Source organism: Ramlibacter sp. (assembly GCF_035548915.1).
Lineage (GTDB): Bacteria > Pseudomonadota > Gammaproteobacteria > Burkholderiales > Burkholderiaceae_C > Ramlibacter.
On record NZ_DASZSE010000047.1, the window covers coordinates 50,183 to 62,970 of the forward strand.

The following is a 12,788-nucleotide window of genomic DNA, read 5'->3' on the forward strand; positions in this document are numbered from 1 at the left end:
GGTGGAACTGCGACTGCTCGTCCACGCTCCCCGCGGCCGCGACGCGGCCGTCGTGCAGACGGTCCTCGATGGCCAGGGCCTGAAGAGCCTCGCGTGCGAAACGCCCGAGGCGCTCGTCACCCGGATGGAAGAGGGCGCGGGAGGCGCCATCGTCACCGAGGAGGCGCTGCCCGAACTGCTTGCCGGCGACCGGCTCGTGAGCTGGCTGCGGCTGCAGCCGCCCTGGTCGGATTTTCCGTTCGTGGTGCTGGCCACCCGCCGCGAGGGTCGGCGCGCGACGAAGGATTTCGAATCGCTGCACAGCCTGGGCAACCTGATCCTGCTCGAGCGGCCCCTCAACGCGGAAACGCTCGCGAGCGCCGCCGAATCGGCGCTGCGCGCGCGCAAGCGCCAGTACGCGGCGCGCCAGCACCTGGAGGAGCTCGGGCGCACGCGCGGCGAGCTGGAACTGCTCAATGCCGAGCTCGAGGTGCGCATCACCACGCGCACGAAGGAACTGGCGAGCGCCAACGACCGGCTCATGAAGGAGATCGCGGAGCGCGAACGCGCGCAGGCCGCGCTCACGCAGGTACAGAAGATGGAGGCGATCGGGCGGCTCACGGGCGGCATCGCGCACGACTTCAACAACCTCCTGCACGTGATCAACATGAACCTGGAACTCGTCACGCTCTACGCGAAGGACGAGAAGGTGAGGCCGGTGGTGGAGCGCGCGAAGAGCGCCGCGCGCCGGGGCTCGCGGCTCACGGGGCAGCTGCTGTCGTTCGCGCGCAGCCAGTCGCTGCTGCCCAAGCTCACGCACGTGAACGCGCTGCTGCTGGGCATGAAGGATCTGCTGGAGATATCGGTGGGCTCCTCCGTCGAGGTGGAATACGACCTCTGCGAGAGTCCCGCGGCGGTGGTGCTCGACCCGAGCCAGCTCGAGATGGCGGTCCTGAATCTCGCCGTGAATTCGCGCGATGCGATGCCCGAGGGCGGCAAGCTCAGGATCTGCACGCGCACGATGCGGCAGTCCTCCGAGGGGGAATTGCGCGCGGGCGACTACGTCGTGATCACGGTGAGCGACACGGGCGGCGGCATCGCGCCGCAGGTGCTGCCGAAGGTGTTCGATCCGTTCTTCACGACCAAGCCGGTGGGCCAGGGCACCGGCCTCGGCCTGAGCCAGGTGTACGGCTTCACGCGGCAATCCGGCGGTGTCGCGCACATTCGCAGCCGCATGGGCGAAGGCACGACGGTGGAGATGCTCTTTCCCGCCGCGGCTGCCGATGCGGCCGAACTGCCCGTCGTTCCCGCGGCAAGCGCGATGCCGAAAGTGTCGAAGGGCTTTCACATCCTGGTGGTGGAAGACGATGCGGACGTGCGGCGCGTGATCGTGGAGTGCCTGAGCCTCATCGGCTACCAGGTGACCGAAGCCGCCAACGGCGGCGAAGGCCTGGAGATGATCGCGAGCCGCAAGCCGGACTTGCTGGTGGTGGACTACGCGATGCCGGACATGACGGGCGCCGAGGTGATTGCGCGCGCGCGCGAGCTGGTGGGCGACCTGCCCGTCATCCTCGCGACCGGCTATGCGGACATGGCCGCGGTGGAGCGCCTCGCGGGCAAGCCGAGCATCCTGCGCAAGCCGTTCGATATCGCGGCGCTGGGCGATGCGGTGAGCGAAGCGCTGGAAGGCGCGCGCGAAAAGGCCGGCGCGGCTTGATGCGGGGCATGTCCCCTTCGCCGGAGATCGATTGCCTCGTGATCGGCGGCGGCGCGGCGGGGCTGGTCGCGGCCACCTACCTCGGGCGCTACCGCCGCCGCGCGATCGTGGTCGATGCGGGCGCGAGCCGGCTCCAGCGCATTCCGCGCTCGCGCAACGTGCCCGGTTTTCCGCAAGGAATCGCCGGCGGCGAATTGTGGCAGCGCCTGCGCGAACAGGCGCTGGCGTTCGGCGCGCGGATCGAAGAAGGCTGCGTCGACTCGCTGGCGCCGCTCGAGGGCGGCTTCGAGGCGCGGGCCGGCGATCGTGCGTGGCGCGCGCGCTTCGTGATCCTCGCCACGGGTGCGAGTGACGTGCTGCCCGAGCTCGCGGGCCTGGAGGCGGGGCTCGAACGCGGCCACGTTCGCTGCTGTCCGATCTGCGACGCGTACGAAACGGCCGGCCAGCGCGTGGCGGTGCTCGGCCGGGGCGAGCACGGCCTTGCCGAGGCGCTTTTCGTCGCGCACTTCGGCAACCAGGTGACGTGGCTGTCGCTGCAGTCGCAGCAGGCAGCGCCGCCGGAAGCGCTCGCGCGGCTGCGCGAGCGTGGGGTGCGCATCGCCGACCGTGTGCCGCGGCAGGTGCGCTGCCGCGATGGAACGTTCATCGAAGTGGAAATGGAAGGCGGCGAGGTCCTCGCATTCGATGTGATCTATCCCGCGCTCGGGTTGGTGCATGCCTGCGAACTCGCGACGCGGCTGGGCGCGGCGGCACGGGCGGACGGGCAGCTCGTGGTCGACGACCACATGCAGACGACGGTGCCGGGCCTGTATGCGGCCGGCGACGTCGCGGTCGATCTGAACCAGATCAGCGTCGCGTTCGGACATGCGGCGATTGCCGCGACGGCAATTCACAACCGCCTATAGCGCCGGAAGCGCCGGAAGCCCCGGAGCGAGGACTCCCGCCGGTCACGGGGCGAGAATCGCGGGCAGCTGCGACACGAGCGCGTCGGGCGAGCGCGCGAGCGCGTCCTCCAGTGTCGCGAGCACCGCCGCGGCCACCTGCTTCGACACGCCCGCGTCCCTCGCCATGGCGTTGTAGTAGTCGAGGTCCTTGCGTGCGTTCGCAAGGCTGAACCGAAGCCCCGAAGGATCGCCCGTGAGCAAGAACGGCTTCAGGCGTTCCAGCGCGATGCCGCCGCCGCCGCCCTTGGCGAGCACTTCGACGAACGCCTCGTTCGCGACGCCGCTGCGCCGCGCGCAGGCGGCGGCTTCCGCAAGCAGCGTCACCATGCCGAGCGATACGTAGTTGTGCAGCAGCTTCATGCTGTGCCCCGAGCCCACCGGGCCCACGTGCGCGATGTTTTCGGCAAAGGATTGCAAGAGCGGCCGGCATGCTTCGACGAGCGCCGCATCGCCGCCCACGAGCAGGTTCAGGCGGCCTTCGGCGGCTTCCTTCGGCGTGCGCGTCATGGGACTGTCGAGGAAGCGGCCACCGGCATCCGACACGGCTTGCGCCATGCGCACGCTCGACGATGGAATCGCGGTGGAGCAGTCGATCACCACCGAGCCGGGCCGCAGGCCCTCCAGGATGCCGCCGGGCCCGGCGAGCACCGCCTCGACCTGCGGCGAGCCGGTGAGGACAAGGATCAGGACGTCGGCCCAGGCGCCGAGCTGCGGCAGGCTGTCGAACCCCGTCGCGCCTGCCGCCTTCAGGTCGTCCAGCGGCTGATTGCCCGGGTGTTCGAACACGCCGAGCGTGTACCCGCGCTTCAAGACGTTGCTCGCGATGCCGTGGCCCATCATGCCAAGGCCCACCATGCCGATGCGTTTCATGTCCGGAGGGCGGCTCGTGCCAGGCGTTGTTCGATCGGGCAAACGTTTCTCCTTCTCGGGGCCGCGGCCCGTTGCCGGTGCGGCGGACTTCGCCGCGCCGCCTCGATTTTGACCCATGCCGGCGCGCTGCCGGTGCGGCTGGACATAATGGGCGGCCAACGAAGCGGGGCCTTCACTCTTGCTGCCCGACATCGATTCTCTTGCGCTTTTCGTGCGCGCGGCCGAGCTGCGCAGCCTCACCAAGGCCGCGGAGGCGTCGCATATCGGCCTGGCCGCCGCGAGCCGCCGCATGCAGCTTTTGGAGCACCGCTTCAAGACGACGCTCTTCGAGCGCTCGCCGCGCGGCGTGGAGCTCACCGCCGCGGGCGCGGCGCTCCTGCCGCATGCGAAGGCGCTCCTGCACGAGGTCAACGACATGCAGGCCGAGATGCGCGACCACGCCGGCGGCCGCAAGGGTGCCCTGCGCGTGCTCGCCAATACCTCGGCGATGACCGAATCGCTGCCGGCGGACCTGGCCGCGTTCTCGCGCATGAATCCGGACGTGCGCCTTGCGGTGCAGGAACGCTGGAGCGGGGAGATCGTGCGTTCGCTGCAGGCGGGCGAGGCCGACGTCGGCATCGTCGTCGAGGGCGTCGACACCGAGGGCCTCGAGACGCGCGGCTACCGCACCGACCGCATCGCGGTGGTGATGCACTCCACCCATCCGCTCGCGAGCGCGCCGGAAATGCGGTTCACCGACGTGCTCGACGACGACCTGATCGCGCTGGAGTCGGATGCGTCGATGATGCGGCTTCTCACGCAGCAGGCGGTGATCGAGGAGCGCACGCTGCAGCTGCGCGTGCAGGTCCGCAGCTTCGAAGCCGTGTGCCGGATGGTGCAGGCCGGGCTCGGCATCGGCGTGCTGCCCTTCGAGGGCGCGAGCATGATGGCCGAGGCGCTCGGACTCGCGGTGCGGCCGCTCGTCGAGCCGTGGGCCGTGCGCAGCATGCTCGTGTGCGTGAAAAAGGAGCGCGCGGGCAACGTGTCGGTGGCGAGGCTCGTGGATCATCTCGTCGGCGCGCGTCGCGGCTGAGGCCCGCGGCGGCTTTCGACAGCGATGGCGCTCACGCGATCTGCGCGCCGCGCCGCGAAAGCAGCTCCCGCAGAATGGACCGGTGGCAGCGCGTCTCGTCCTCGCAGTAGCACCCGATCGCGAACGAGGCATGGTGCGAGAGCGCGGCCAGCGCATCGAGCAGATGGCTCGCATCGGGCGCCTTCATCTGCGCCTCGAACTTGCGGCGAAACTGCTTCCACTGCCGCTCGTCCTCGGCGGCCAGCGCCTGCGCGACCAGCTCCGCGCTCGGCGAGAGAGCGGGCAGCCAGACGTCGTAGAAGTCGCGCCTCGCGAACTCGCTTTTCGGCACGCCGCGAGGCGGCCTGCGAACGGTGCCCAGGCGCGGGCCCTCGCCCTGGCCGCGAGGCGTGCCGAGCCGCACGATGTGGATGGCCATGGGACTCATTCTGCGCGCTTTCGGCCCTTGTCGCCCACGGGTGAGTGTGGGCGCAGGCTGCCGGTAGACTGCGTCATGCACAACCGATTTCGCGGTGCCGAGCCCCCGGCGATGCGCCTCGTTCGCCCTGCCGCCGAACATCTCGCGAGCTTCGTCGCTGCACTGGAGCGCGACTGGTCGCCGGACCCATCGCGCGGTGTGGCGGCCGCGCGCGAAGTGCTCGACTTCGTTCGCGCCGACCCGCGAGGCTTTCTCGATTCGCTCGAAGACCGCGAAGCGAAAGGCCCGCCCGTCACGTTGCCCGACGGCAGCGTCGTTGCGCGCCTGCCGGGCTTTCGGCGCTGGATGTGGGACGGCGAATTCGCGGGCACGATCGGCCTGCGCTGGCAGCGCGGCACGCCGCTCTTGCCGCCGCATGCGCTCGGACATGTCGGCTACACGGTCGTGCCGTGGAAACAGCGGCGCGGCTACGCGACGGCGGCGTTGCGCGCGATGCTGGCGCAGGCACGCGACGTGGGGCTGCCCTATGTCGAAGTCACGACCGACGAATCGAATGTCGCGTCGCGGCGGGTGATCGAGGCCGCGGGCGGCGTCCTGCACGAGGCTTTCGTGAAGCCGCCCGAGTTCGGCGGCACGCCGAGCCTGCGCTTTCGCATCCTGCTGTAGCGTTGCGCGAATTCATCGCGGCGCGCCATTCTTCGGCTCGATGCCGCTGACCACGCGTGCGTAGCGCTGCGAACTCCAGTAGGCCGATGCCCAGTCGATCAGCACGACGATGCGGTTGCGAAAGCCGATCAGGGAGTAGATGTGCGCGAAGAGCCAGAAAAGCCATGCGGGCAGGCCGCTGAAGCGCAGCGGCCCGACGGGCGTGGCGAGATCGACGAGCGCCGAATTGCGGCCGATCGTCGCGAGGTTGCCGTAGTCGCGACAGCGAAACGGCTGCGTCGGCTCGCCGCGCAGCCTGCGCAGGATCATGCGCGCGGCGTGGCGCCCCATCTGCTTCGCCGCGGGCGACACGCCGGGCAGCGTGGTCACGTTCGGCTGGCGGCGAAAGAGAAAGCGTATCGGCGCGGCGATCGCGGGCACGGAAAGGCCCGCCGTCGCCACCTGGTAGAGCAGCGGCTGGAACAGGTGGTGGTTCGTCCGGTCGACGAGCGTGATCTCCACCGGCGCGCCGCGCAGCGCTCGTGCCGCTTCGAGCCCGCCGAAGCCGAAGCCGACGATCACGACGTGGGGTTTCTTGCCGTTGCGAGCGCCTTGCATCGCGGGATTATGCGAAGCTTCGGCGCATGCCTTCGCTGAAGTTGTCGGTGCTCGATCAGTCGGTGGCGCGCGCCGGCGTGCCGGAGGACCAGTCCATCCGCGACACCGTCGCGCTTGCCGAGCATTGCGAAGCGCTCGGCTACGAGCGCTTCTGGCTGAGCGAACACCACAGCCTGCCCACGATCGTGGGCACGGCGCCCGAGGTGCTGCTGGCCGCGATCGCGGCGCGCACGCGGCGCATCCGCATCGGCAGCGCGGGCGTGATGCTGCCGCATTACTCGTCCTTCAAGGTGGCCGAGCAGTTCCGCGTGCTCGATGCGCTCGCGCCGGGGCGCATCGATCTCGGCGTCGGCCGCGCGCCCGGGAGCGACCAGCGCACGTCGCTGCTGCTCAACCCCGATCCGCGCGCCGCGGAGAATTTTCCGCGGCAGGTGATGGAACTGCTGGCTTGGCTGCGCGGCGAAGACGCCGCGGGGCATGGCATCCGCGCATTGCCCACATCGGCCACGCGGCCGGACGTCTGGATGCTCGGCAGCTCCACCTACGGCGCGCAGCTCGCCGCGCATCTGGGCCTGCCGTATGCCTTCGCGCATTTCATCACCGACGGCGAAGGCGCGCAGCACTCGCTCGACGTCTATCGCACGCACTTCAAGCCGGGGGTCATCGACCGACCCCACGCGGCGATCTGTGTCTGGGCGCTCGCGGCGGACACGGAAGAAGAGGCCTGGGCGTTGTTCGCGAGCCGCGAACGCGCGCGCATGGATCGCAACCAGGGGCGGTTCGGGCCGCTCCTGCCGCCGGGCGAAGCCGAGCGCGAATACACCGAGGCCGAACAGTTCCCGCGCCGCGAACTGCGGCGAAAGGCGATGGTGGGCGATGCGAGGCAGGTGGCGCAGCGGCTGCAGGCTCTCGCCGACGAGCTCGAGCTCGACGAGATCGCGGTCATCACCTGGACGTGGGACCCGGCGGCGCAGCGCCGCTCCTACGAGTTGCTCGCCGGGGCCTTCCAGTTGGTGCGGTAGCCGCACACGCGAAAGCCGCAGCCCAGCATGTTGTTAAACGAGGGGCTCGGCTGGCCGGGCATCGGCTCGCCGGTTTCGGTGGACGCGACGCGCGCGCCCCGGCGCTGCGCGTCCGCGAGGCGGCGCCACATCAGCGCGCGTTGGGCGCCCCGGTTGCGCGCGTGGGCATGCGTGGCGGCCATGCCGAGCCATGCGCGCGCGCCGTTCATGAAGAGGGCGGCGCAGGCGATCGCCCGGTCTTGCGGGTCTTCCGCGACGTAGAGGTGCCAGCCCTCGCGGCCGGCGAGCCGCGCCGACCACTCGGCCATCCAGGGCGGCAGGCCCATCGCGGCTTGCAGCGTCGTTGCGAACAGGACGCCTTCTCCGGCGTTCAGTTCGCGGACGCGCAGCCTGTCGTTGGCGGGGACTTCGACCGCTGCGGGACCCAGCGGCTTCGCGAGCTTGGCCCAGCGCATCGGCAGGAGCTCGAAGCCGAGGCCGCGCAGCACTTGGAGGCTGGCGGCTTCGTGCGGGCCCGGCGTGGGCTGCAGCCAGACCGGGGGATGCGGCACCGCATGCACGGCCCAATCGATGTCCTCACGGGTCACGGGCGCATCGTCGCCCAGGCCGAAGGCGCGGTTGAACATGCCCACCGGCAAGTCGCGCAGCGACAAGGCGAGCGCACGCCCGCGCCGCGCGTATGCAAACCCGTGCGCGCCGGCCCAAGCTGGCGCAACGACTTCGGCCATGTCGACCCAGGCCGCCAGTTCGCTCTCGAGCGCGCCGGCGAGCCCTTCCTCGTCGGACATGCCGGCATCGTGAAGGTCGTGGGGGCGGCTCGGCGCGACATCGGTCCGCATCATCGGTCTTTCTCCATCGCTGGACTTACAGTGTAAGGAAGATTAGACTTACAATGTAAGGAAGTCAAGCTGCCCACGAACCCCTCACGAACCCCTCACGAACCTGCCCATGCCGTCGACCGCCGCCGCGACCCGAAGGACTTCACGGCGCGCCCCGGTTCCACCCGCGCGCGGCAACCTCTCGCGCGAACGCATCGCTTCGGCGGCGCTGGCGCTGATCGACGAGGAGGGCCTGGAAGCGCTCACGCTGCGCAGCCTGGCCGCGCGGCTCGGCTGCGAGGCGATGTCGCTCTACCACCACGTGCGTCACAAGGGCGACCTGCACGATGCCGTGATGGATGTGCTGCTGGCCGAATGGGAGCTCCCCGCGCGCGGTTCGGGCTCGCCGCGCGCGCTGCTCGCGCGGCTGTGCGACAGCTACCGCGACCTCGCGCGCAGGCATCCGCGCGCATTCGTGCTGCTCGCCGGCCGGCGCTTCAACAGCCCCGCGGCGCTGGCGGTGCTCGATCACGTGCTGGGCGTCTTCACCGACGCGGGGCTCACACCGCGCCTTGCCGCGCGCGGCTTTCGCATGATCGGCTACTTCCTGAACGGCATGGGTCTGGCGGAGGTGGCGGTGCTCGCGATCGGGGACGACCCGCCGCCGCGCGCGATCGTGGACCGCGCGGGACCGCAATACCCCGCGATCGCGTCGGCGGCGCCGTGGCTCGGGCCCAAGGGGCTGGATGCGACGTACAAGGCGGGCCTGCGGGCGTTGATGGACGCGATCCTCCCCGATGCGGCATGATGGCGCATCCATGCAGGAGCGGGGTGGCCCGAAGGTGGCACTCCGCCGTCGAGAGGCACGCCCCATGCTGTTCGAAACCACGATCGCCGGAAGCCTTCCGAAGCCGGGCTGGCTTGCCGAAACCCGCAAGCTCTGGCCGAAGTGGCGCGCCGAGGGCAAGGCGCTCGCGCAAGCCCAGGCCGACGCGACCCTTCTGTGGATCAAGGCGCAGGAAGACGCGGGCCTCGACGTCGTGACCGACGGCGAACAGTCCCGCCAGCATTTCGTGCACGGCTTCCTCGAGAAAGTCGGCGGCATCGATTTCGAGCACAAGGTGGAGATGGGCATCCGCGCCGACCGCTACAAGGCGATGGTGCCGCAGGTGGTCGGCCCGCTCGGCCTCATGGGCCGCGTGCATGCCGCCGAAGCGCGGCTCGCGCGCGCACACACGAAGAAGAAGCTCAAGTTCACGCTGCCCGGGCCGATGACCATCGTCGATACGGTGGCCGACAGGTTCTACGGCGACCGCGTGAAGCTCGCCTTCGCGTTCGCGCAACTGCTGAACCAGGAGGCGCTCGCGCTCGAAGCCGACGGCGTGGACATCATCCAGTTCGACGAGCCCGCGTTCAACGTGTACATGAAGGACGCGGCCGAATGGGGCGTGAAGGCACTCGAACGCGCGGCGCAGGGCCTCGCCTGCAAGACGGCGGTCCACATCTGCTACGGCTACGGCATCCAGGCGAACGTCGACTGGAAGAAGACGCTCGGCGAAGAATGGCGCCAGTACGAGCTCGTGTTTCCGGCACTTGCCGCGTCTTCGATCGGCCAGGTGAGCCTGGAGTGCTATCACTCGCACGTGCCGCCGGACTTGATGGCGCTTCTGAAGGGCAAGGACGTGATGGTGGGCGTGATCGACGTCGCGAGCGAGGAGATCGAGACGCCCGAGCAGGTGGCCGATACGATCGGGCGCGCATTGCAGTTCGTGGCGAAGGAGCATCTCATGCCCTGCACGAACTGCGGCCTCGCACCGATGGACCGCGATGTCGCGCTGAAGAAGCTGCAGGCGCTCGGCAAGGGCGCGGCGCTCGCGCGGCAGCGGTACGCTTGAACGCCGCCGCAGGCGGGGCGGTTGCAAGCGGATTTCCTCGCGTGTAGTCTGCATGGGCCATGAACCCAGACCACCCCACCCCCTGGCATGAACACCCGGATACCGGGCCGCACGAGCACGCGATGGGCGCGCCACGCTGGAAGCACGACGGCGTTCGCGTGATTCCGGGCGACCGGCTCGACGCGAACACCGCGCAGACGCCCGGCATGGACCGTCAGGCCGCGATCAACTTCGCCCGCGTGGGCGCGCAGAAGCTGTGGGCAGGCACGGTGAGCATCCATCCGAACGCGAAGACCGGCGCGCACCATCACGGCCACCTCGAAAGCGTGATCTACGTGGTGCGCGGCCGCGCACGCATGCGCTGGGGCGAGCACCTGGAATTCCTGGCCGAAGCGGGCCCGGGCGATTTCATCTACGTGCCGCCCTACGTGCCGCACCAGGAGATCAACGCGAGTCCCACGGAGGTTCTCGAATGCGTCCTGTGCCGCAGCGACGGCGAGGCGGTGGCGGTCAATCTGGACATCGAGCCCGTGGAAAGACCCGAGCAGGTGCTGTGGGTGGATCCCACGCATCCGCACGGCGGGGTCTAGCCGTATCGATGAGCTGCCTACAATCACGCTTCCATGAACGACATCGCCATTCTCGTTGTCGAGGACAATTCCGACCATCTCGAGCTCATCGTCTCCGCGCTCGCCGAGAAGATCGACCGAACGCGCATCGCCACCGCCGTTGACGGAGCGCAGGCGCTCGATTTCCTGCTCGCCCGCGGGCCCCACGCCGAGCGGGATGTGCGCAAGCAGCCCCGTCTCGTCATCATGGACCTGAAGATGGCGCCCATGGATGGCCTGCAGACGCTCAAGGCGATGCGTGCCGACTCGAACACCTCGTCGGTGCCGGTCGTGATGCTCTCCGGCAGCTCCGACAAGCAGGAACTCGACAGCTGCTATGCGGCCGGCGCCAACAGCGTCGTGCGCAAGAGCCTCGACTTCGACGAGCTGCGCACCAAGATGGCCCGGGTGTACGACTTCTGGCTCACCGTGAACGAGGCGAACCGGCACTCGCGGGTGTAGCCGCGCGCCCCGGCCCGCTGAATGCGGCGATGCCGATGACGGCGCCGTCCTGCGCGGCCGCCGCGCGCGTGCCTACACGACTCAGCGGTGGGTCCCGCTACAACGGCGGTCATGAGCCGCACCACTGCACGACACCACGCGGGGCCGGCGCGCGGCCGCTGGATTTCCGCGGCCGCCGTGGCCGCGGTGGCGACGGTCGCATTGGCCGCCGCGTGGGTGACCGTGCGGCCGCTGCAGCTGCAGGTGCAGGAGCACGCGGGACGACCCGACCGCCCGCTCGACCTTCCGGTCGTGCGGGCTCCACCGATCGATGCGTCGCCATCGGACACGTCGGCCTCGGGCGGCCCGCCCGCCTGCCGCGACTGCGGCCTGGTCGAGGCGGTGGCCGTGCAGGAGCGCCACACGCGGTTCGAGGTGCGCATCCGGATGGATGACGGCAGCACCCGCACGCTGCAGCAGGCCGTTCCCGTGCTGGCCGGCTCGCGCGTGGTCGTGCGAGGCGGCGTCGCGCGGCCGCTGGCCGCGCAGGGGCAGCAGGCGCAGGGCTGAGCGCGGAGATAGCGTTGGGGATAGCGCGGAGGTAGCGCGGTCGTCAGTCCTCGGCCACCTGCAACACGAGCTTGCCGAAATTCTCTCCTTTGAAGAGTTTCAGCAGAGCTTCCGGGAAGGCCGCGACGCCGCCCGCGACGACGTCTTCCCGGCTCTTCAGCCGGCCCGATTGCAGATAGCCCGCCAGCTCGGCGATGGCCTGCGGATACCGGGACGCGTAGTCGAACACCACCATGCCTTCCATGCGCGCTCGGTTCACCAGCAGCGACATGTAGTTTTTCGGTCCCTTCACGTCCCCCATGTTGTTGTATTGACTGATCGCGCCGCAGATCACGACTCGCGCCCCGCGCGCGAGCCGGGCGAGCGCCGCATCGAGGATGTCGCCGCCCACGTTGTCGAAATAGACGTCGATGCCCTGCGGGCAATGCGTCTTCAGCGCGGCCTTCACGTCGAGCGCCTTGTAGTCGATGCACGCGTCGAAGCCGAGCTCCTTCACGACGAACTCGCATTTCGCGCTGCCGCCCGCGATGCCCACGGCCCGGCAACCCTTGATCCTCGCGAGCTGTCCCACCGTCTGGCCCACCGCGCCCGCGGCGCCGGACACCACGACGGTGTCGCCCGCCTTCGGCTGACCCACCTCCAGCAGACCGAAGTACGCCGTCATGCCCGGCAGTCCGAGCACGTTGAGCCACTGCGGCACGCTCGCGATGCGCGGATCGATCTTCGCGAGCGCGACGCGCGACGCATCCGCTTCGCCGATGGTCGCGTATTCCTGCACGCCGATCGCGGCCGAGACGAGGTCGCCGGGCGCGTATCGCGCGTTGCGCGAAGCGACGACCCGGCCGATGCCGCCCGCGCGCATCACCTCGCCCAGCCCGACCGGTGGGATGTAGCTCCTGCCCTCGTTCATCCAGCCGCGCATGGCCGGATCGAGCGAGAGCGCGAGCGTGCGCACGACGACGGCGCCTTCGGCCGGCTCGGCCACGTCTTGCGTGGTGAACGACCAGTCGTCGCGGGTGGGCAGGCCCGCCGGCCGGCGGGCAAGGCGGACCTGATGGTTGGCGAGGGAGGCGAGAGAGCTCATGGGCTGGGGTGTGGGATACGTCGGGGTGTGGCATGTTAGCCCCGCCCCATGCACACTGCCGGTTGCCAACGCGACAGCACGATGCCG

At 69.9% G+C, this 12,788-nt stretch carries 15 protein-coding genes; 10 read left to right on the forward strand and 5 right to left on the reverse strand.

All coding sequences use genetic code 11. The features are described 5' to 3' along the window. The first annotated feature begins 1 nt into the window (after nt 1). Together VHA82_RS20760 and VHA82_RS20765 are read left to right on the forward strand one after the other, a co-directional pair. Entirely contained in the window at nt 2-1,696 is a 1,695-nt protein-coding gene (locus tag VHA82_RS20760; RefSeq protein WP_325547069.1) for a response regulator, read from the forward strand. Between the two features lie 8 nt (nt 1,697-1,704). Then, entirely contained in the window at nt 1,705-2,601 is an 897-nt protein-coding gene (locus tag VHA82_RS20765) for an NAD(P)/FAD-dependent oxidoreductase (protein ID WP_325547070.1), read from the forward strand. A gap of 42 nt (nt 2,602-2,643) precedes the next feature. Here VHA82_RS20765 and VHA82_RS20770 read toward each other — a convergent pair whose 3' ends face one another. Beyond that, nucleotides 2,644-3,510: an NAD(P)-dependent oxidoreductase gene (locus tag VHA82_RS20770; RefSeq protein ID WP_325547071.1), complete on the reverse strand. Its 867-nt coding sequence runs from the start codon at nt 3,508-3,510 to the stop codon at nt 2,644-2,646. A gap of 178 nt (nt 3,511-3,688) precedes the next feature. Between VHA82_RS20770 and VHA82_RS20775 the strand changes: the two genes are divergently transcribed. Next, nucleotides 3,689-4,582, forward strand: a complete 894-nt coding sequence (locus VHA82_RS20775) for a LysR family transcriptional regulator (RefSeq protein ID WP_325547072.1) — start codon at nt 3,689-3,691, stop codon at nt 4,580-4,582. A 31-nt stretch (nt 4,583-4,613) separates the two neighbouring features. Here the strand turns inward: VHA82_RS20775 and VHA82_RS20780 are convergent, their stop codons facing one another. Continuing rightward, complete coding sequence (locus VHA82_RS20780) at nt 4,614-5,000, reverse strand: DUF488 domain-containing protein (RefSeq protein WP_325547073.1); 387 nt, start codon at nt 4,998-5,000, stop codon at nt 4,614-4,616. A gap of 111 nt (nt 5,001-5,111) precedes the next feature. On the opposite strand from VHA82_RS20780, the gene VHA82_RS20785 reads away from it, so the two are divergent. Next, nucleotides 5,112-5,666 carry a GNAT family N-acetyltransferase gene (locus tag VHA82_RS20785; RefSeq protein WP_325547074.1) on the forward strand — a complete coding sequence of 185 codons (555 nt, stop codon included), beginning with the start codon at nt 5,112-5,114 and terminating at the stop codon, nt 5,664-5,666. 12 nt (nt 5,667-5,678) lie between these two features. Here VHA82_RS20785 and VHA82_RS20790 read toward each other — a convergent pair whose 3' ends face one another. Beyond that, the gene (locus VHA82_RS20790; RefSeq protein WP_325547075.1) at nt 5,679-6,263 is read right to left on the reverse strand and encodes an FAD-dependent oxidoreductase; all 585 of its coding nucleotides are present in this window, start codon (nt 6,261-6,263) and stop codon (nt 5,679-5,681) included. Between the two features lie 35 nt (nt 6,264-6,298). Here VHA82_RS20790 and VHA82_RS20795 point away from each other — a divergent pair, with 35 nt between their 5' ends. After that, nucleotides 6,299-7,285, forward strand: a complete 987-nt coding sequence (locus tag VHA82_RS20795; RefSeq protein ID WP_325547179.1) for an LLM class flavin-dependent oxidoreductase — start codon at nt 6,299-6,301, stop codon at nt 7,283-7,285. On the opposite strand, the gene VHA82_RS20800 is transcribed toward VHA82_RS20795, so the two are convergent. Next, nucleotides 7,246-8,127, reverse strand: coding sequence for a GNAT family N-acetyltransferase (locus VHA82_RS20800; RefSeq protein ID WP_325547076.1), 882 nt, complete (start codon nt 8,125-8,127; stop codon nt 7,246-7,248). The genes VHA82_RS20795 and VHA82_RS20800 overlap by 40 nt on opposite strands. Before the next feature lie 106 nt (nt 8,128-8,233). On the opposite strand from VHA82_RS20800, the gene VHA82_RS20805 reads away from it, so the two are divergent. The 5 genes from VHA82_RS20805 to VHA82_RS20825 all read left to right on the forward strand — a co-directional run bounded on the left by VHA82_RS20805 (nt 8,234) and on the right by VHA82_RS20825 (nt 11,617). Beyond that, complete coding sequence (locus VHA82_RS20805; protein ID WP_325547077.1) at nt 8,234-8,911, forward strand: TetR/AcrR family transcriptional regulator; 678 nt, start codon at nt 8,234-8,236, stop codon at nt 8,909-8,911. 67 nt (nt 8,912-8,978) lie between these two features. Continuing rightward, nucleotides 8,979-9,998, forward strand: coding sequence for a methionine synthase (locus VHA82_RS20810; RefSeq protein ID WP_325547180.1), 1,020 nt, complete (start codon nt 8,979-8,981; stop codon nt 9,996-9,998). A 122-nt stretch (nt 9,999-10,120) separates the two neighbouring features. After that, nucleotides 10,121-10,588, forward strand: coding sequence for a cupin domain-containing protein (locus VHA82_RS20815; protein ID WP_325547181.1), 468 nt, complete (start codon nt 10,121-10,123; stop codon nt 10,586-10,588). 33 nt (nt 10,589-10,621) lie between these two features. Then, nucleotides 10,622-11,068 carry a response regulator gene (locus VHA82_RS20820; RefSeq protein ID WP_325547078.1) on the forward strand — a complete coding sequence of 149 codons (447 nt, stop codon included), beginning with the start codon at nt 10,622-10,624 and terminating at the stop codon, nt 11,066-11,068. 111 nt (nt 11,069-11,179) lie between these two features. Beyond that, on the forward strand, nt 11,180-11,617 hold the full coding sequence (locus tag VHA82_RS20825; RefSeq protein WP_325547079.1) for a hypothetical protein: 438 nt from the start codon (nt 11,180-11,182) through the stop codon (nt 11,615-11,617). 43 nt (nt 11,618-11,660) lie between these two features. Here the strand turns inward: VHA82_RS20825 and VHA82_RS20830 are convergent, their stop codons facing one another. Next, nucleotides 11,661-12,701: an NADP-dependent oxidoreductase gene (locus VHA82_RS20830; RefSeq protein ID WP_325547080.1), complete on the reverse strand. Its 1,041-nt coding sequence runs from the start codon at nt 12,699-12,701 to the stop codon at nt 11,661-11,663. Nucleotides 12,702-12,788: the final 87 nt, after the last annotated feature.